Source organism: Nocardioides panzhihuensis (assembly GCF_013408335.1).
Classification (GTDB): domain Bacteria; phylum Actinomycetota; class Actinomycetes; order Propionibacteriales; family Nocardioidaceae; genus Nocardioides; species Nocardioides panzhihuensis.
Genome location: NZ_JACBZR010000001.1, coordinates 1,933,637 through 1,952,496, shown reverse-complemented (window position 1 = coordinate 1,952,496; position 18,860 = coordinate 1,933,637). Strand labels below are relative to the sequence as shown.

12 protein-coding genes are annotated in these 18,860 nt (G+C 70.6%); 6 read left to right on the top strand and 6 right to left on the bottom strand.

Annotation, left to right across the window (positions count from 1 at the left end):
- Window positions 1-819 (top strand): ABC transporter permease, encoded by an 819-nt coding sequence (locus BJ988_RS09205; RefSeq protein ID WP_179657717.1) that lies wholly within the window; start codon window positions 1-3, stop codon window positions 817-819.
- Here BJ988_RS09205 and BJ988_RS09200 read toward each other — a convergent pair.
- Window positions 816-3,806, bottom strand: coding sequence for a winged helix-turn-helix domain-containing protein (locus BJ988_RS09200; RefSeq protein ID WP_218860699.1), 2,991 nt, complete (start codon window positions 3,804-3,806; stop codon window positions 816-818). The genes BJ988_RS09205 and BJ988_RS09200 overlap by 4 nt on opposite strands.
- Before the next feature lie 92 nt (window positions 3,807-3,898).
- Between BJ988_RS09200 and BJ988_RS09195 the strand changes: the two genes are divergently transcribed.
- Together BJ988_RS09195 and BJ988_RS09190 are read left to right on the top strand one after the other, a co-directional pair.
- On the top strand, window positions 3,899-4,933 hold the full coding sequence (locus BJ988_RS09195; RefSeq protein WP_179657715.1) for a beta-eliminating lyase-related protein: 1,035 nt from the start codon (window positions 3,899-3,901) through the stop codon (window positions 4,931-4,933).
- A gap of 54 nt (window positions 4,934-4,987) precedes the next feature.
- Entirely contained in the window at window positions 4,988-7,198 is a 2,211-nt protein-coding gene (locus BJ988_RS09190; RefSeq protein WP_179657714.1) for an acyltransferase family protein, read from the top strand.
- Window positions 7,199-7,276: 78 nt separating this feature from the next.
- Here the strand turns inward: BJ988_RS09190 and pheT are convergent, their stop codons facing one another.
- Together pheT and pheS are read right to left on the bottom strand one after the other, a co-directional pair.
- A complete protein-coding gene (gene pheT / locus BJ988_RS09185; protein WP_179657713.1) occupies window positions 7,277-9,766 on the bottom strand; it encodes a phenylalanine--tRNA ligase subunit beta in 2,490 nt (829 codons plus the stop codon).
- Window positions 9,763-10,884 (bottom strand): phenylalanine--tRNA ligase subunit alpha, encoded by a 1,122-nt coding sequence (pheS, locus tag BJ988_RS09180; RefSeq protein WP_179657712.1) that lies wholly within the window; start codon window positions 10,882-10,884, stop codon window positions 9,763-9,765. The genes pheT and pheS overlap by 4 nt, the downstream gene beginning before the upstream one ends.
- 178 nt (window positions 10,885-11,062) lie before the next feature.
- On the opposite strand from pheS, the gene BJ988_RS09175 reads away from it, so the two are divergent.
- From BJ988_RS09175 to BJ988_RS09165, 3 genes are read left to right on the top strand one after another with little or no spacing between them, the layout of a single operon-like run.
- On the top strand, window positions 11,063-11,860 hold the full coding sequence (locus tag BJ988_RS09175) for an ABC transporter ATP-binding protein (protein ID WP_179657711.1): 798 nt from the start codon (window positions 11,063-11,065) through the stop codon (window positions 11,858-11,860).
- A 32-nt stretch (window positions 11,861-11,892) separates the two neighbouring features.
- On the top strand, window positions 11,893-12,909 hold the full coding sequence (locus tag BJ988_RS09170) for an iron-siderophore ABC transporter substrate-binding protein (protein ID WP_179657710.1): 1,017 nt from the start codon (window positions 11,893-11,895) through the stop codon (window positions 12,907-12,909).
- Complete coding sequence (locus tag BJ988_RS09165) at window positions 12,906-15,005, top strand: Fe(3+)-hydroxamate ABC transporter permease FhuB (protein ID WP_179657709.1); 2,100 nt, start codon at window positions 12,906-12,908, stop codon at window positions 15,003-15,005. The genes BJ988_RS09170 and BJ988_RS09165 overlap by 4 nt, the downstream gene beginning before the upstream one ends.
- Window positions 15,006-15,039: 34 nt before the next feature.
- On the opposite strand, the gene BJ988_RS09160 is transcribed toward BJ988_RS09165, so the two are convergent.
- The 3 genes from BJ988_RS09160 to BJ988_RS09150 form a co-directional block, all read right to left on the bottom strand.
- Window positions 15,040-16,134, bottom strand: coding sequence for an ATP-binding protein (locus BJ988_RS09160; protein ID WP_179657708.1), 1,095 nt, complete (start codon window positions 16,132-16,134; stop codon window positions 15,040-15,042).
- 222 nt (window positions 16,135-16,356) lie between these two features.
- Entirely contained in the window at window positions 16,357-17,556 is a 1,200-nt protein-coding gene (locus BJ988_RS09155; RefSeq protein WP_179657707.1) for an oxygenase MpaB family protein, read from the bottom strand.
- A gap of 103 nt (window positions 17,557-17,659) precedes the next feature.
- Window positions 17,660-18,859, bottom strand: coding sequence for an MFS transporter (locus tag BJ988_RS09150; protein WP_179657706.1), 1,200 nt, complete (start codon window positions 18,857-18,859; stop codon window positions 17,660-17,662).
- Between the last annotated feature and the right edge of the window lies 1 nt (window position 18,860).

The following is an 18,860-nucleotide window of genomic DNA, read 5'->3' as shown; positions in this document are numbered from 1 at the left end:
ATGGCTGCACTGATCTCCACGTACGCCGTCGCCGACCGTCCGCTCAGGGCCCGCCCGGGCGTGGGCGAGACGATCAGCCAGACGATGACCATGGCCCGTCGGGCCTACATCAAGATGATGCGTAGCCCCGAGCAGTTCTTCGACGTCACGTTGCAGCCGCTGCTGTTCACCGCGATGTTCGCCTTCATCTTCGGCGGCGCGATCTCGGGTGATGTGAAGGCCTACCTGCCGATCGTGATCACCGGCATCCTGGCGCAGACCGCGCTGACCGCCTCGATGGCGCGTGGCACCCAGCTGCGCGAGGACATGGACAGGGGAGTCTTCGACCGGTTCAAGGCGCTCCCGATCGCGCGGATCGCGCCGCTGGCCGGACCGGCGGTGGCCGACCTGCTCCGTTACGGGATCGCGGCGACGCTGACCATCGCGGTCGGCCTCGCCATGGGCTACCGGCCCGGTGGCGGGGTGAGCGGGGTGCTCGCCGGCTGGGCGCTGACCATCTTCGCCGGCTGGTCGCTGAGCTGGATCTTCACCTGGCTGGGCACTGTGATGAGGTCCGCCGGCGGAGTCCAGGGGCTCGGGATGATGATCATGTTCCCGCTGACCTTCCTCTCCCCCGCGTTCGTGCCGAAGGAGACCATGCCTGGGTGGCTGCAGAACTTCGTCGACATCAACCCGGTCACCCTGGTCATCAACGCCACCCGCGACCTGATGAACGAAGGTGACCTCACCCTGAGCGTCGTGTGGGCACTCGTCGGCTGCACCGCGGTGGTGGCGATCTTCGCCCCGCTCTCGGTGTGGACCTACAGCAAGAAGCTCTAGCCCGGCATCGATCCTCTCAACCGGGCGACCACGCCGCGGGCCTCGTCCATCAGGGCGGGTCCGCGGCGTTCGGCGTACTCCGCCTCGATCCGGGCCAGCACCCCCGGCGCAAGGCGCTCAGCGTCCGCTACGGCAAGGGCCCAGCGCATGTCGAGCGATGACCGGGAGTAGCCGAACCGGTCGGCGAGCACGAGGAGGCGTACTGAGTCCTCCGACGTCAGCACCTCACGCAACAGCCCCGTCAGGCCGATCGCGAGGAACGCCATGCCGGTGACGGGGTAGTCCTGCGACTGACGTTCCTCGGCCACCAGCAGCGGCGCCTTGGCCCTCAGGACGTCGAAGAGATCATCGCCGTCCGGGGCTGCGCCATGCCGGACGCAGGCCACCAGCGTGACCGCCTCGGCAGCGACCCGCCACGGCATCAGGTCCGGGTCCTGGTTGTAGCCGGGGAACGGCAACCCGCCCATCGTCGCCACCATCTCCCGCAGCAGTGCCAGCCCCTCCTCGGTCCTGCCCTGCGCCAGCAGGAGCTGCGCCCGGGCGCCGTGGACCGCGCCGCGGGACCCGAAGCCGCCACAGGACTGCTCGTGCTCGATCTCGTCGAGCATGGCGGCGGCCTCGTCCAGACGGCCCTGCTCCAGGACGTACGTCACCACGATCGTGTGGGTCTGGACGAGGTCGTCATCGGCGCCCAGCCGACGCAGGACCGGGATCGCCTCGCGCGCGTGATGGGCGGCTTCGGAGAGACGGCCGAGCTGGGCGTAGAGACCGCTGAGCTGCGCATGCAGCATCGCGTGTGGCCAGGGGCCGCCATCGGTGCCCGCGAGGCGCAGTGCCTCCATCCCCGCAGCGACCGCACCCTCGGCATCGCCGAGGTTCTCCCGCTCATGACTGAGGAAGGTGAGAGCACGGGCCCGCACGTCCGGGTCAGGGTCGAGGACCAGCTCGGTCAGCTCATCCTCCAGGGACCGGCCGGGCCGGCCAGCTGTGGCGCTCGACATCGTCTGCATGATCTGCAGCATCACCCTGAGCTGAGCGTCCGCGGCGTCGGCGCCGATCCGGTCGAGGATCTTGCCGAGCCGCTCCAGATCGGACCCACCGGTGACCGCGGCGCCGAAGAGCAGCAGCGCCAGGACCAGCCGGGTCTTCTCCAGCGTCTGAACAGGCGGCTCCCAGTCCTCGAGCAGATCGGTGACCGCGCCGGCCAGCATGATCACCCGCTGGTGCTCGCCCGCGATGGTCCAGAAGACACCCATCGCGCAGAACAGGCGCACCACGGACTCGGTCTCGCCGTCGGCCAGGACCTGACGCAGGATGTCGGCCAGGTTGCTCTCCTCCGCGCGCAGCTCGTCCATCGCGTCGAACTGCTCCGCGGAGTAGATCCTGCCCGCGCTCGCGTCCGCGAACGCCACCGCCCACCCCCGCTGCGCGGATCGTGCCGCGGCATCCTCACCGGCATCGACCAGGTGCATACGCCCGAACTCCCGCACGGTCTCGAGCATCCGGTAGCGGACCCCGCCACGGCCGTCGTCGACGACCGTCAGCAGCGACTGGTCGACGAGCTCCTCGATCGCGGCGAAGGTGTCGGCGCCGAGCATCGACTCCGCCGCCGCGAGAGTGAACCCGTCATGGAAGACGGAGAGCCAGCGCATCGCCCGCCGCTCCTGCTCGGCGAGGAGGTTCCAGGACCAGTCGATCACCGCGATCAGGGTCTGGTGGCGGTCGGGAGCGTTGCGGTCGCCGCCGCGCAGCAGCTCGAACCGGTTCTCCAGCCGCCGGGATATGTCGTCGACCGACATCGCGCGCACCTTCACCGCGGCCAGCTCGATCGCCAGCGGAAGCCCGTCGAGCCGGATGACGATCTCATCGACCTCGGCCTCGTCGAGGTGGACACCGGGACGGGCGGCGACCGCGCGGCGCCGGAACAGCTCGCGACCGTCGTACGTCCCCAGCCGGCCGAGCGGGTAGACCCGCTCCGCGCCGATGGCGAGGGGGCTGCGGGAGGTCGTGAGGACCGTCAGGTCGCGCACCGTGGAAACCAGGAAGGCGACCAGGTCGGCGACTGCCGTCACGATGTGCTCGCAGTTGTCGAGCACCAGCAGGGTCGGCGGCCCATCGAGCTGCTGCGCGATCCGCGACCGCACATCAGCCCGCTGCCCGGGGGTGAGCCGGTCGCGCCGGGCAACCGAGTCACGCACGCCGAGGGCAGACCCGACCTCGCTGACCAGGTCGTCGGGTGCGGTCACGCCGACCAGCTCGACGACGTGGACCACCGGCTGCTCGGCACCATGGGCGATCACCTGGGCCAGGCTGGTCTTCCCCAGCCCGCCGGGGCCCAGGATCGTGACGACCCGCGAGCTCTTCATCAGGGCGGAGATGTCGGCGGTGTCCTGCTCGCGCCCGATCAGCACATCGGCGTCGTGGCGTAGCCCCGAGCGCACCGGACGATCGCGCGCGAGCAGCTCGGCGTGGACGGCACGCAGCCGCGGGCTCGGGTCGACGCCGAGCCCGTCGGCCAGCCCGGACCGGTAGGCCTCGAAGCGCTCGAGCGCCGCCGGCGCACCGTGCACCGCGGCGACCGCACGGAGCAGTGCCTCGGTGACCCCTTCGTCCGGGTCGCGGCGGTCCAGCCGTTCGAGGAGCGGGAGCGCCTCGGCGTACTTCTTCTCCGCCGCCAGCCTCAGCGCCTGCGGGCGCAGCGACCAAGCGTCGACGTCACCGGCCTCGAGGCCGAGGCGGTAGCCCCGCGGCGTACGTTCGATGGCGCCGGCGTCGGTCGCCGACCTGGCCCGGGAGACCACGACCTGGAGCGCCTTGGCGGGATTGGCCGGGATGTCGTCGCGGCCCCAGATCTCCTCGACCAGCGCGGCCTCGGAAGCACCTCGAGGGCCGGCCTCGACCAGGGCGCGAAACAGCGCCCTGGTCCGCTCGCCGGCCACCGGCGCACCTGCCCAGGTGACCTCGTCCAGCACACTCAGCGTCGTCACAGCGGCCATTCTGTCATAGCGATATATCGCGTACGTACGGGATTTAAGGACCTCGCGCAGGCGAGCGGAACCGTCATGACGAGAATAGAACCGTGACCGTCGAACTGCGCTCTGACAACGCCGCCTCCGTCTCCCCCGCGATCCTGGAGGCGATGGCCACCGTCAACTCCGGCTCCGCACTCGCCTACGGCGGTGACGAGGTGACCGCCGCGCTCGAGAACCGGGTGCGCGAGGTCTTCGAGCACCCCACCGCCCGTGTCTTCCCGGTGCTGAGCGGCACCGCCGCCAACGCCCTCTCGCTCTCCGCGCTGACCCCGCCCTGGGGCTCGGTGGTGTGCCACGAGACCGCTCACATCATGACCAGCGAGGGCGGCGCGACCTCGTTGCTGGCCGGCGGCGCGGTGATGACCGGCGTCGCAGGCGAGGGCTACAAGATGGCGCCGGAGGCGCTGCAGGCTCACCTGGACGGCGTACGTTGGGGCGACCCGCACCACTCCCAGCCCACCGTCCTCTCGCTGACCTCACCGTCCGACTACGGCACGGTCTACTCCGTCCCGGAGATCTCCGAGCTGACCGGGATCGCGAAGACCCGCGACCTGCGGGTGCACCTGGACGGCGCCCGCTTCGCCAACGCTGTCGTGGCCACCGGCGCGACGCCCGCCGACCTGACCTGGCGAGCCGGTGTGGACGTGCTGTCCCTGGGCGCCACCAAGAACGGCGCCCTCTCGGCCGAGGCGATCGTCTGCTTCTCCGAAGCCCCCGCCGACGAGCTGGTCTACCGCACCAAGCGCAGCGGCCACGTCACCTCGAAGATGCGCTACCAGTCCGCCCAGCTGCTGGCCTACCTCACCGACGACCTGTGGCTCCGCAACGCCCGCAACGCCAACGAGCGAATGCGCGAGCTCTGCGCCGGGCTGGGCTCGCTGGGGATCCCGCTGCTCAACTCCCCCGACGCCAACCTGGTCTTCGCCGAGATCCCGGACGCGGTCGCCGACCGCCTAGAGACCTCGGGCGTGCTCTTCTACCGTCTCGGCGGCCAGGTCCGCTTCGTCACCTCCTGGGAGACGACGCCAGAGGAAATCGACGGCGTACTGGGTTGCCTCGGCCGCCAGGCAGACCCGAGGTGACCGGGCGCCGAATTCTAGGAATCCAGGGAGTCGACTCGGTAATCTCTGCCGCCTATGTCTCAAGACGTCGAGGTCCCCCACCTTTCCCCCAGCTCGTCCGTCTCAACGAAGCCGTCCGCGACGCCGGCGAAGCGTCTACGCGGTGACGTCCAGGGATTGCGCGCCGTCGCGATCCTCACCGTCCTCGCCGCTCATGCGGGAGTCTCCTGGTTCGCTGGTGGTTTCGTGGGCGTCGACGTCTTCTTCGTCATCTCCGGTTTCCTCATCACCCAGCAGCTCGTGGGCGAGCTCGGCCGCACCGGCCGGATCTCGCTGAGACGCTTCTACGCGCGCAGGGCCCGCCGGATCCTTCCGGCTGCCACGTTCACCCTGGCAGCCACCGTGATAGCAGCGGTGGTCCTGCTGGGTCCGGCCGAGGTCAGCACGCTCGCCGTCGACGCCGTCTGGGCATCGGCGTTCGCCGCCAACATCCGGATGGCCATCTCCGGGACCGACTACTTCCAGGCAGAGCTGCCACCCTCGCCGGTGCAGCATTTCTGGTCGCTGGCGGTCGAGGAGCAGTTCTATCTGGTCTGGCCGCTCGTCGCGGTGATCTGCATCGTCCTGGCAAGCAGGATCGGCGCCGCGCGCGGTGCAACGCAGGACGTCGAGCGAGACTCCGCACGGCCTCGCCGATTTCTGCTCCTGGCCATCGTGCTGATCACCCTGGCGAGCCTGGCGCGGTCGGTCGTCCACACGCCTGGAGAGGCCACCGCGGCTTACTTCTCCTCGCTCACCCGGGCCTGGGAGCTCGGGATCGGCGCTGCTCTGGCGATCCTGGTCACCAGCGGCCGGCTGATGCAGCGGATCGCGGGCTCTGCCTGGGCCCGCGAGGTCCTCGTGCTGGGCGGACTGGCCGCCATCGCCGGCGCCTGCCTCGTCTATGACGAGTCCACCCCGTTCCCCGGCTACCACGCCGCGCTCCCGGTGCTCGGGACCGCGGCCGTGATCCTCGCCGGCTCAACGCCCGCGGGAGACACGACACTGGGCGCCCGACTGCTGTCGGTGGCGCCCATGCGAGCGATCGGCGACTGGTCCTTCTCGCTCTACCTGTGGCACTGGCCCCTGCTGGTGCTGCCCGAGATCGTCCTCCAGCGCGAGCTCACCTGGCCCGAGCGCGGCTTGGCCGTCGCGGGCGCCTTCGTCCTCGCGTACGTCTCCTTCCGGCTCATCGAGGCGCCGTTTCGCGAGGGCGCCTTCTGGCGGCCGACCGGGCGCGCGCTGACCTTCTACCCGGTCACCATCGCGCTGGTGGCGGCCGTGGCGCTCGGCGGCGCCCGTTACGCCGACTTCGAGGCCACCCGAGGTGCCTACCAGCCCGCCATCGCCGTAACCGATGCGCCAGCGGCCGATCCGTCTCTGGACGACCAGGAGGCGCTGGTGCGCGCCTCGGTGCTCGCGGCACGCGACAACACGGCGATCCCGACGGAGCTCCGCCCCGGGCTCACCGAGCTCGACTCCCTCAAACCACACCGGACCAGGTGTGACTACACCGACGACACCGAGCGCGATCTGTGTGTGGACGGCGACCCCGACGGGGATCGGACCATGGTGGTCTTCGGCAACTCCCACGCCTTGCATTGGGTCCCGACGTTGAACAGGATCGCCAAGAAGCATGGCTTCCGGGTCTACTTCCTCGTCAAGAACCGCTGCGTCTCTGCCTCGATCACCACCGACCGGGGCAGCAGCGAGCACGACCCCTACACCGAGTGTGACGACTTCAACCGTTGGGCCTTCAAGCAGTACAAGCGTCTCGACGCGGACCTGACCGTCGTCTCCACCGCTCCCCCGATCAACGGCGTCTTCGACGATGACGGCTCCTGGGTCGGGGACAAAGAGACGATCAACTCGCTGATGCACCCGGCCTACACCGACTTCCTCCGCCGGGTGGACAAGCACACCGGACGTACGGTGCTCATCCGCGACATCCAGGGCTTCGACGCCAACGCCGGGGCCTGCCTCTCACGCCCCGGAGCGGCGCTGGGCGACTGCCTGATGGGCCCGGTGGAGTCGCGGGAGACGGCGATCGACGTGCAGGTCCAGGCAGCCGAGGAGGTGGGTGTCGACGTCGTCGACATGAGCTCCTACTTCTGCTGGGACGGGTCCTGCCCCGCCGTGGTCGGCGACACCATCACCCACTACGACGGCACCCACATGTCGCGCCAGTACGCACCCCAGCTCGCCAAGCCACTGGCCCGCCAGCTGGGACTCCGCGGCCGAGAGTAGGAGCCGCACACAGACCGCGAGGAGGGCGCCCGCACGGATGTGGGCGCCCTCCTCGGTCGAGTCGGTCGAGTTGGGCCGTCAGCGCTGGACGGCGCCGGTCAGCTCGGCAGCCTTGGCGACCGCCGCCTCACGCGCGGCCGCGGTCTCCTCGGCCTTCAGCGTGCGGTCCGGAGCGCGGAATCGCAGCGCGAAGGCGAGCGACTTCTTGCCCTCGCCGACCTGGTCACCCTCATAGACGTCGAAGAGCCGGACGGTCTCCAGCAGCTCGCCGGCACCCTCGCGCAGCGCCGCCTCGACGGCAGCGACGGTGACGTTGACGGACACCGTCAGCGCGACGTCCTCCTTCGCCACCGGCATGGTCGAGAAGACCGGGCCGGCGGCGGTGGCGGGCACCTTCGAGATCAGGTGATCCAGGTCGATCTCGACCGCGGCCGAGCGGGCAGGCAGGCCGAACGCCTTGCACACGTTGGGGTGCAGCTCACCGGCGTGGCCGAACTCGACACCGTCGACAGAGACGACCGCGCAGCGACCCGGGTGCCACGGCGCCCGCGAGGCCGAGGCGACCTCGACGGGGACACCGAGCTCGGCGCCCAGGCGACGTACGACGTCGATGGCGTCGGACCACGAAGCGGTCTCGGCAGCGCCCCACCAGCCGCCCTTCGTACGCTCCCCGGCGAGCACGACGGCGAGGTGCAGCGGCTGACGCGGGATCGCGGCGAGGAGCTTCTCCATCTCCTCGGCCGACGGCCGCCGGTCGACACCGTAAATCGGCGCCGCCTGGTCGACCGGGAAGGCGACGGTCGCGGTCTCGAAGAGAGAGACCCCGTCCTGACCTCGGGAGATGTTGCGGGCAGCGACCTTCAGCAGGCCCGGGAGCAGTGTCGTGGTGTAGCCGGGCTCCTCGCTGCTGAGCGGGTTGGCCAGCTTCACGGTGTGCCGCAGGACGTCGTCGGCGGGCAGCCCGAGACGATCGAAGTCGGCCTCGCCCACGAACGGGAAGTCGACGACCTCGACCAGCCCGGCGCCGGCCAGGGCACGCCCGATCCGGCGGCGCAGCTGCTGAGCGCGGGTCAGCCCACCACCGGTCGCCCGGCGCGGCAGCACCGAGGGGACCTTGTCGTAGCCGACGATGCGGGCGACCTCCTCGACCAGGTCGTAGGGGTCGGTGAGGTCGACCCGGTAGGTCGGGACGGTCGCGGTCAGCGAGTCGCCCGACACGGTCACGCCGGCACCGATCAGCTCGAGCGACTTCACCACCGTCGCCTCGTCGATGTCGAGCCCGATGATGCGAGCCGGCAGGTCGACGGGGATGGTGATCGTCTTCAGCGGCTCACGCGTCTCGGGCGACGCGCCCGGGCCGACCTCGGAGACGCCGACGGCCTGGCCGCCACCGTGCTCGACGAGCAGCTCGACGACGCGCTGCGCCGCGACCGGCGGCAGCAGCGGGTCGACCCCGCGCTCGAAACGCTTGGAGGCCTCCGAGGGCAGCTTGTGGCGCTTCTGGGAGCGGAAGACGGTGGTCGGGTCGAAGTGCGCGGCCTCGACCACGATCTCCGTGGTCGTCTCCGAGATCTCGGTCGACGCCCCGCCCATGACACCGGCGATGCCGATCGGGCCGGAGCCGTCGGTGATCAGCAGGTCCTCGGGCGACAGCTCACGCACGACGTCGTCGAGCGTGGTGATCTTCTCGCCCTCGCCCGCACGCCGCACCACGATGTCGCCGGACAGCTTGGCCCTGTCGTAGCAGTGCGTCGGCTGGCCGAGCTCCATCATCACGTAGTTGGAGACGTCGACGGCCAGCGAGATGGAACGTACGCCGGTGGCCTCCAGCCGCTTCACGATGAACTCCGGCGTCGGCGCCGTCGGGTCGAACCCGGTGATCACGCGCGTGACGAAGTAGTCGCAGGCGTCGTCCTCGAGCCGGACCGGGTAGCCCGATCCGTCGGCCACGGGGAAGTCGATCTGAGCCGGGTCGTGGAAGGGCACGTCGAAGCCCAGCGCGGCGTCGCGCGCGATGCCGCGCATCGAGAGCGCGTAGGCGCGGTCGGGGTTGATCTCGAACTCGATGATCTCCTCACCGAGCCCGAGCACCTCGCGCGCGTCGGTCCCGGGCGCGGGGGCGTCCGCCGGCAGCACGATGATGCCGTCGGCCTCCTCCCCCAGCCCGAGCTCACGCGCGGAGCAGATCATCCCGGCCGACATGTGGCCGTAGGTCTTGCGCGCCGAGATCTGGAAGTTGCCCGGCAGCACGCCGCCGGGCAGGATCACCACGACCTTGTCGCCGGGCTTGAAGTTGTGCGCACCGCAGACGATCCCCTGCGGCTCTCCCGTCCCGTTCGCCGAGCCGACGTCGACGGTGCACCAGTTGATGACCTTGCCGTTCTTCTGCGGCTCGGGCTCCTGGGTGAGCACCTGGCCCACCACGAGCGGACCCTCGATGCCGGCACCCGAGGTCTCGATCGCCTCCAGCTTGAGGCCGAGCGCGGTCAGCCGGTCGGTGATCTCCTCGATGCCGAGCTCGTCGGGCAGCGAGACGTACTCCTTGATCCAGGAGAGGGGGGCCTTCACAGTTCACTCCCGAAAGCAGTAGTAAGCCGGACGTCGCCCTCGAAGAGGGTGCGCAGGTCGGACAGGCCGGTGCGGAACATCAGGGTGCGGTCGATGCCCATCCCGAACGCGAATCCGCTGTACTTCTCGGGGTCGACACCGCACGCGACCAGCACGCGCGGGTTCACGATCCCGCAGCCGCCCCACTCGATCCAACCCTCGCCCTTGCAGGTTCGGCAGGTGATGGTCTGACCGTCTCCGGCATCGACGACCTGGGCGCCACGGCAGACGAAGCAGGTCAGGTCGACCTCGGCGGAGGGCTCGGTGAAGGGGAAGTACGACGGCCGGAACCGGGTCACGATGCCCTCGCCGAACATCTGGCTGGCGAAGTGGTCCAGGGTGCCCTTCAGGTTCGCCATCGAGATGCCCTCGTCGATGGCGAGGCCCTCGACCTGGTGGAACATCGGCGAGTGGGTCGCGTCGTACTCGTCGGTGCGGAAGACCCGTCCCGGGCACACCACGTAGATCGGCGCCTCGCGGGTGAGCATCGTCCGTGCCTGGACGGGCGAGGTGTGGGTCCGGAGAACCACGTGGTTCTCGGCAGGCTCGGTCCAGAAGGTGTCCTGCATGGTGCGGGCCGGGTGGTCCGGGCCCAGGTTGAGGGCGTCGAAGTTGAGCCACTCGGCCTCGATGAGCGGGCCCTCGGCGACCTCCCAGCCCATCGCCACGAAGATGTCGGCGATGTATTCGGCGCCGGTGGTGAGCGGGTGTCGCCCACCGGTCGGCTGCCGGTCGGTCGGGAGCGTCACGTCGACGGTCTCCTCCACCAGCATCCGCGCCTCGTGCTCGGCCTCGAGCACCTTCTGCCGCGCCGCGAGCGCCTGGTTGACCGCGCCACGCGCCTTGCCGACGCGCTGGCCGGCCTCCTTGCGCGCTGCCGGCGGCAGCGCGCCGATCTCGCGGTTGGCCAGGGCCAGCGGCGAACGGTCGCCGGCGTGGTCGAGCCGTGTCTGCTTGAGCTCCTCGAGACTGGTCGCGGCGTCGATGGCCTTCAGCGCAGCATCGCGCGCAGCCTCGACCTCCTCAGCCTTCAAGGGTGTGACCTCTACCGGGTCATAGTCGGTGTTGGGACCGGACATCACTGGCTTTCGTCGCGTCGAGTGTTAAGAGATCGCGATCTCTGGCGACAGTCTAGGAATCCCGCGGCCCGTGACGCGAACCGGTAACCGGTGAAGGGTGTCGCCGGCCCCGGAATCGGCTGACCGAATGTCGAGCCCCTCTAGACAGTAAAGGACTTAGTTAGGCTAGCCTCACCTCATGCCCCCCGCCCTTTCCGGTCATGACCTCGTCCTCGGCTACGCCCGTGCCACGGTGGTCCATGGCGTCTCGATCGGTCTCGAGTCGGGCCGGGTGACCGCGCTGATCGGGCCGAACGGCTCCGGAAAGTCCACCGTGCTGCGCTCCCTGGCCCGGCTGCACCGGGTGACCTCCGGGTCGGTCCAGATCGAGGGCGCCGACAGCGCGCCGCTGAACGCGCGGGCGTTCGCGCGCAAGGTCACGCTGCTCTCCCAGTCCCGGCCGCACCCCTCCGGCCTGACCGTCCGCGACGTCGTCGGCTTCGGGCGCCACCCCCACCGGCGGCGCTTCGCCGCGCTGACGGAGGAGGACCTGGCGAGCATCGGTCGGGCGATGGAGCTCACCGGGACCGCCAAGATGGCGGACCGCTCGGTCGACCAGCTCTCCGGGGGTGAGCTGCAGCGGGTGTGGCTGGCCAGCTGCCTGGCCCAAGACACCGGCGTGCTGCTCCTGGACGAGCCCACCAACCATCTCGACCTGCGCTACCAGGTCGAGATCCTTGACCTGGTCCGCGACCTCGCGGACCACCATGGGACGGCCATCGGCGTCGTCCTGCACGACCTGAACCAGACCGCCGCAGTGGCGGACCAGGTCGTACTGCTGCACCACGGCGATGTGCACGCCGTCGGCGAACCCGCCGACGTGCTCACCGCCGAACACCTCTCCGAGGTGTACGGGCTCCCGATCGAGGTGACCTCCGATCTGGAGACCGGGCGCGTCCGGGTCGAGCCACGCGGCAGGCATCACGCCCGGCTCTGAGCCGGCGGACACGAACACGAAGAGGAATGACGATGTTTCGACGTACGACGACTGCTGCCCTGACGGCGGCCGGCGCCCTGATGCTGGCCGCCTGCGGACAGACCACGACCGCCGCCGACTCCGGTGGGTCCGAGAAGAAGGCGACCGCTGGCTGCGAGGACGTCGCGACCTCCACCGGCCCGGTCAGCCTGACCGACGCCTTCGGCAACAAGGTCGAGCTCGACAAGCCCGCCGAGCGGGTCGCGGTGCTCGAGTGGCAGCAGACCGAGGACCTGCTCACCCTCTGCGTCGACCCGGTCGCGGTCGCCGACGGCGAGGGCTTCCGCACCTGGGACTCCGCCGAGGAGCTCCCCGAGAGTGCCACCGAGGTCGGCACCCGCGGCGAGCCGAACCTGGAGACGCTCTTCGGCACCAACCCCGATCTGATCGTCGTCGAGGCCTACACCGCCGAGGACGAGATCCTCGAGCAGCTCGCCGAGTACGACGTCCCGGTCCTCGCCACCAAGGGAGCGGACGCCAAGGACCCCGTCGGCAACATGGTGACCACCTTCGAGATGATCGCCGAGGCGACCGGCCGTGAGGAGCAGGCCGAAAAGGTCGTCGGCGAGCTCGACGACAAGATCGCCGAGTCGAAGAAGGCTGTCGCCGACGCCGGTGCCGCGGGGACCGAGTTCGTCTACTACGACGGCTGGGTCGACGGCGCCAACGTCGCCATCCGCCCCTTCGGTCAGGGTTCGCTGATCGGCGAGCTCGGCGAGGAGATCGGCCTGAAGAACGCCTGGACGGGCAAGGTCGACCCGGCGTACGGCCTCGGACAGACCGACATCGAGGGCATGACCACGCTCGGTGAGGCCACCTTCTTCCACACCGGCACCGTCGACCCCGCCGGTGACGTCAACGCCGAGCTGGCCAAGAACAAGGTCTGGAAGTCGATCCCCGCCGTGAGCGAGGGCCGCGACCACGCCTTCCCCGCGGGCATCTGGACCTTCGGGGGTCCCCGCTCCGCCGAGCAGGTGCTGGACGCGTACGTGGACCTGCTCGACAAGTGACCGATGCCGCCAACGCCCCGCGGGCGGGTGCCGGAGGGGCCTCTGTCGTCCTCCTGTGCCTGCTCGCCGGGCTGCTGCTGACCGCCGGCTGGCACCTCACCCAGGGCACCTCCGGGGTCGGCCCCGCCGACTTCCTCGACGCGATGCTCGGGCGGGAGCAGATCCACGGCGCGACCGCGTCGACGATGGACATCATCACCGGCTCGCGGATCCCACGTCTCGCCGCGGGCATCGCGGTCGGGTTCGCCCTCGGCGTCGCCGGGGCGCTCCTCCAGTCGCTCGCCCGCAACGCGATGGCCTCTCCCGACACGCTGGCCGTGACCGGTGGGGCCTACTTCGCGGTGACGCTGGTCGCCGCGTTCGGTCTCTCGGTGCCCCTGTGGGCGTCGGGCATCACGGCGTTCCTCGGCGGCCTGGTGGCCGCCGGCATCGTGCTCGCTCTCGCCGGTGGCGCAGGCACGTCCACGACCCGCCTCATCCTGGCCGGGTCCGCCGTCGCGCTCGCCCTCCAGGCCGGTACGTCGACGCTCCTCATCCTCTACGCGGAGGAGACGACGAGCCTGTTCGCCTGGGGCAGCGGATCACTGAGCCAGCTCGGGCTGCAGGCGTTCTGGCAGGTGGCTCCGGTGGTGATAGTCGCGACGGTCGCCGGTCTGCTGCTGGCGCGCCGGCTCGACCTGCTCTCCGCGGGCGACGACGCCGCCTCGGTCCTCGGCGTGCCGGTCCGCTCAACCCGGGCGATCGGGACGATCCTCGCGGTGCTGCTCACCTCGGCGGCGGTCACCCTGGCGGGGCCGATCGGCTTCGTCGGTCTCTGTGCCCCGGTCTTGGTGCGTCTGCTGGGCCGGTTCGTCCCGGCCCTGAACCGGCATGCGGTGCTGCTGCCGGCCGCGGGCCTCGTGGGCGCGCTCGTCGTCGTCGTCGCGGACGTCGTCGTCCGCGCCGCCCTGGGCCCGGACGAGGCCATGTCCGTCCCGACCGGGGTGACCACGACGATCGCCGGCGCCATCGTGATGGTGCTCCTGGCTCGCGGCGGACGCGACTCCGGCCCCACCCGCCGACCGCCCGGCGCCGCCGTCACGATCCGCAGCCGGCTCCGGTTCCTCGTCGTTCTCGTCGTCCTGCTCGCCCTGACCCTCGGTGCCATCGTGGTCGCTCTGCTCGCCGGCCACCAGTGGCTCTACACCGGCGACATCGTCGCCTGGTTGCAGGGCGAGGGCATCCCGCTGGTCCAGTTCGCGCTCGACGAGCGGGCGCCACGTGTCGCCGCGGCCGTACTCGCCGGAGGCGCCCTGGCGCTCGCCGGCTCCTTCGTCCAGGCCACCTGCCGCAACCCGCTGGCGGAGCCCGGGATCCTCGGCATCACCGGCGGTGCGGGCGTGGGCGCGGTCGTCGTGGTGACCGGTCTGTCGACGGGCTGGAGCGGCGGCACCTCCGCCGCCGCATCGACCACGTCCGTGCTCATCGCCGCGACAGTGGGTGCGCTGGTCGCCTTCGGCCTCGTCTACGGCCTGGCCTGGCGACACGGGATCGACACCGACCGGCTGGTGCTCATCGGCATCGGCGTCTGGTACGGATCGGTCTCCCTCAGCACCTTCCTGCTGGTGCGCTCCAACCCCTGGGACACGCCGCGGATCTACACCTGGCTCTCCGGCTCTACCTACGGTCGCAGCTGGGAGCAGGTCATCCCGGTCGCCGTCGCCCTGGCTGCCGCGATCCCGATCGCCTTCGTGGTACGCCGCGAGCTCGACCTGCTCACGCTGGACGAGGACACGCCGCGGCTCGTCGGGGTCTCCTCGGAGCGGGCTCGGCTGCTGATCCTGCTGACTGCCGCGGTGCTCACCGCGATGGCTGTCTCCGCGGTCGGCGTCGTCGGCTTCGTGGGCCTGGTCGCCCCGCACATCGCCCGGGCGCTCGTCGGCGCACGAAGCGCGCGGGTCGTCCCGGTCGCCATCCTGGTCGGGGCGTTGCTCCTCGTGGTCGCCGACACCATCGGCCGCACCGCGATCAGCCCTGCGCAGGTCCCCGCCGGCCTCGTCGTCGCGCTCATCGGCGCGCCGTACTTCATCTTCCTGCTGGCCCGCTCCCGCGCCTGAGCCCGCCGAGCCGCCAAGCCCGGCGGTCTCAGTCTCAGGTGGCGGGCTGCTCCCTGGGCCAGGTGACCTCGATCCGGGCGCCGCCGCTGTCGGCGTCAGCGATCCTGACCGTGCCACCGTGGGCGTGGGTGAGGCCGCCGACGATGTAGAGCCCCAGGCCGGAGCCGCCGCGGGCACCGTGCTTCCAGAACTTCGTGAACACGCGCTGGCGGAGCTCGGCAGGGATGCCCTCACCGTGGTCCTCGACGACCAGCAGGACCTGGGCGGGGTCGTCCGGCGACGCACTCAGGCTCACGGTGACGACACCGTCACCGTGGCGTACGGCGTTCTCGACGAGGTTGGTGACGACCTGGGTGAACTTGTCCGGGTCGGCGTGGATCTCCAGCTCGTCCTCGGCCGCGCCGTCGATCCCGCCGTCGATGCCGCCCTCGATGCCGCCGTCGATGCCGCCCTCGACATGGAGCTCGATCGGCCGCGAGGTGGCCGACCGCACCGACTCGACCACCCGGGTGACCAGCACGGTCGCGTCGCTGGCGCGCGGATAGAGCTGCAGCCGACCGGTGTCGATCCGGGCGACGTCGAGGAGCTCGGCGATCAGCCTCGAGAGCCGGTCGGAGTCGGAGGCGACCGTCTTGAGCATCAGCTTCTTCTGATCGTCGTTGAGCTTGTCCCACCGGTTCAGGAGCGCCTGGACGAACCCCTTGACCCCGGTCAGCGGCGAGCGCAGCTCGTGGGCGACGGTGGCGACCAGGTCGGACCGCTCGCGGTCCAGGCGCTTGCGGCCCCTGCCCGAGCGCAGCGAGATCGCGACCTGGTCGACCGGCACATTCAGGGACGGGCGCCGGATCGTCGAGACGACCAGCACCTCGGTGCCGTCCGGCAGCAGCCAGGCCTGCTCGGGGGTGCCGGTGACGGTCCGCAAGGTGTCGTAGGGCCGGTTGGCCTCGGCCCAGGTCTGCCCTTCGGTGTTGCTCAGGGTGAGTACGTCGCCCAGCGGCCGCCCCAGGCTCGCGCCCGGGTCCACGCCGAGCATCCGCCCGGCCAGGGCGGAGACCAGGACGACCGCTCCGGCCGCATCGGCGACGACGACACCGTCGGGCAGGGCATCGGCGAGTTCTCTGGCGTCCACGCCGATACCCTAGTGGTGCGTCCTGGAAGTTCCTGGATGCTTGGCGTCGTCAGGGTGCGTGCATCGCAAGGCCGGCGTCGCGAAGTCATACCGGGCGTCTTCCGAGCGGCGCCAACGCCGCGAGGCGATGTCCTGAGCTTGTCGAAGGGTGCGTGCCATGGCGGCGCGAAGCGCCTAGGAACTTCCGGGACGCGCCACTAGACCGCCCACGGCGTCCGGGCGCTACTGCGGCCGATTGCCCAACGGCAGCGTGATCGGCGCCGGGTCTCCGGGCGAGAAGTAGATCTTGATGAAGGTGTGCACTGCCTCCGGGAGCAGGTTGGAGACGATCGGGATGTTGGGGACGGTGCTCTGGTAGGAGGTCACCAGCAGCGGCACCGTGGTCGCCCACAGCGACGCGAGCAGCGGGTCCTTGTCGAAGCCGATCATGTCGGCGTACGCATCCCCGATCACGTACCGCCCCAGCGACTCCAGCTCGTGGCGCAGCAGCGGGTTGCCCTCGCCGATCACCGAGTCGAGCAGTGCCTGGGCGAGCTCGACGCCCTCCCGCGTGCCGCCGGTCGCCGGGCCCATCACCTGGTCGTACTGTGAGTACGCCGCGGACCAGTCCTTCGGCAGATACTGCTCCTGCACGCCGAGGAGGTGGAGGTCGACGTTCCAGGCGTGCAGGAACGCGTCGGCGAGCTCCTGGGTCGGCTCGATGTTCCACTCGGTGAACTTCTTCATCACCCAGGTGCCAAGGCTGTGGAAGGTGACCAGGATGTCGGCCTGGCTGATCGGGATCTTCTGCCCGGCACCGACGCTCGACCAGTGGGGAGACTGCGGCAGGAGATGACGCACCGCGGCGTGGACCATCCTGGTCTTGACCGAGTTCACCATGAGCCGGCCCGATGCGGTCCAGCCCTGGGCGTCCATCACGTCGTAGCCGAGCACGGTCGTCTTGGCGATCCGGTCGCGCATGTCGGACCCGCCGTAGGAGTAGTAGACCGACCAGGCCTCGCGCTTGATCGCGCAGCTGATCAGGCCGCTGCCGAGGGTGTAGAGGAGAGCGAGGAAGAAGCCGTACTTCTCCTCGTTGAACGTGCCGGCCAGCTTCAGCTTCCCCTGGTCGGCCCAGGCCGGGAGCCGGCGCGCCTCCTCGATGAAGTCGACCAGGTAGCCCGGCAGACCACCGGGAAGCGGCTGGTCGTTGGTGGTCCAGCTTTTCAGGATCTCGTTGACCTCGGCGACCTTGTCGATCCCCTCGCCGTAGAGGCGCTCGATGACCGGATCGGCGCGGACGTCCCAGACGTGATCGGGGTCGAGGCCCGCTCCCGTGCCCGCGATCGAGGCACTCGGCGACCACGTCCACAGCGGGAGGGTTGCGCCCGCGGCAGCCGCACCGCTCGAGGCCAGCAGCCTTCGTCTGCTCAGGTTCGTCATGCCGTGCTCCTTCGCAACGCCTGGAGAGCTTCCGCATCCGAGTGAAACAGGTTTGCCTTTCGTGTATCAGACCCCCACGGGTATCCCCGGCGGGCGGTGTCCGTTACCCGCTGATCCCCGCGAGATCGCCGGGCTGAGGCAACCGCGCGACCCGGACAGCCGCCGGCACGGTGGCCAGGAGCAGTGCGGCGATGACGGCAAGAGCCAGCCGTACGTCGACCCCGGCCGCCACTCCGAGCAGCGGTGTCGCCAGCAGGACCGGTCCCGTCTGGGCCAGCTGGGTCAGGCTCGAGAACCGGGCGAGCATCTCCGGCGGGGTGCGCGCGACGTAGGCCGGGAAGAGGTACGTGGTCAGCATGGTGGTGCCGACGCCGACGAGGCCGATCGCGAGGATCCCTGCCCAGATCTCCGTACGCACCGCCAGCAGGAGCACCCCGCCGGCCGCCAGCGCCGGGCCGGCGACCGCGACGGGCGCGCGCGGGGCACCCCAGCGAGCCACCGCGAGGGTCACCACCAGTCCCCCGGCCACCCAGGCGCCGGAGACGAGCCCGGTCTGGGCCGCCGTCCAACCACGCTCGCGACCGGCGAGCGGCAGCGCGAGCATCACCAGCGGGAGCACCGTCGCGGCGAGGCCGGTGATGGCGACCAGAACAGGGACGACCCCGGGCGTACGCACCGCCGTCCTGGCACCGTCGGTCAGGCTGTGCCAGACCGAGCCATGGTCAGGGTCGGGGGTCGGCTCGTGCGGCGGGCGGATCGCCAGCAGCGCGACGAGCACGAGTGCGAAGGTCGCGGCGTCCAGGCCGGCGGTCAACGGCAGACCGCCGTGGCCGATCAGGAAGCCGCCGACCGCGGGCCCCGCGGCGCGAGCGACCTGGTGGGCCGAGCCGACTAGAGCCATCCTCCGGTCCAGATGCTCGGTGCCGAACAACCGCGGGAAGACCCCCTCAGCGGGTCGGCGAAGCGCCTGGATCGTGCCCGACAGGGCGCCGACCCCGACCAGCAGCCACAGCTCGGCGCCACCGATCGCACCGAAGGCGAACGCAACCATGAGCAGCACCATCGCGGCATCGCACGCGGCCATCGTGCGCCGGATACCGATCCGGTCGGCGAGCACTCCCCCAGCGAGCACCAGCACCGCGAGCGGGATGCCCTCGACGGTCAGCACCAGGCTGGCCGCGTCGGCGCCGAAGCCCGCCGCGGCCCAGCCGATCGCGAAGAAGGTCACCGAGTCACCGAAGACGGACGCGGTCGATGCCGCCAGCCAGAGGCGGAACCCCCGAGCCGGTCTATACACGTTCATC

Bases quoted from the DNA above. Each gene is read 5' to 3' on its own strand.
- BJ988_RS09170 (WP_179657710.1), top strand. From the start codon at position 11,893: ATGTTTCGACGTACGACGACTGCTGCCCTGACGGCGGCCGGCGCCCTG.
- BJ988_RS09175 (WP_179657711.1), top strand. From the start codon at position 11,063: ATGCCCCCCGCCCTTTCCGGTCATGACCTCGTCCTCGGCTACGCCCGT.
- BJ988_RS09150 (WP_179657706.1), bottom strand. From the start codon at position 18,859: ATGAACGTGTATAGACCGGCTCGGGGGTTCCGCCTCTGGCTGGCGGCA.
- pheS (WP_179657712.1), bottom strand. From the start codon at position 10,884: ATGTCCGGTCCCAACACCGACTATGACCCGGTAGAGGTCACACCCTTG.
- BJ988_RS09190 (WP_179657714.1), top strand. From the start codon at position 4,988: ATGTCTCAAGACGTCGAGGTCCCCCACCTTTCCCCCAGCTCGTCCGTC.
- BJ988_RS09155 (WP_179657707.1), bottom strand. From the start codon at position 17,556: ATGACGAACCTGAGCAGACGAAGGCTGCTGGCCTCGAGCGGTGCGGCT.
- BJ988_RS09205 (WP_179657717.1), top strand. From the start codon at position 1: ATGGCTGCACTGATCTCCACGTACGCCGTCGCCGACCGTCCGCTCAGG.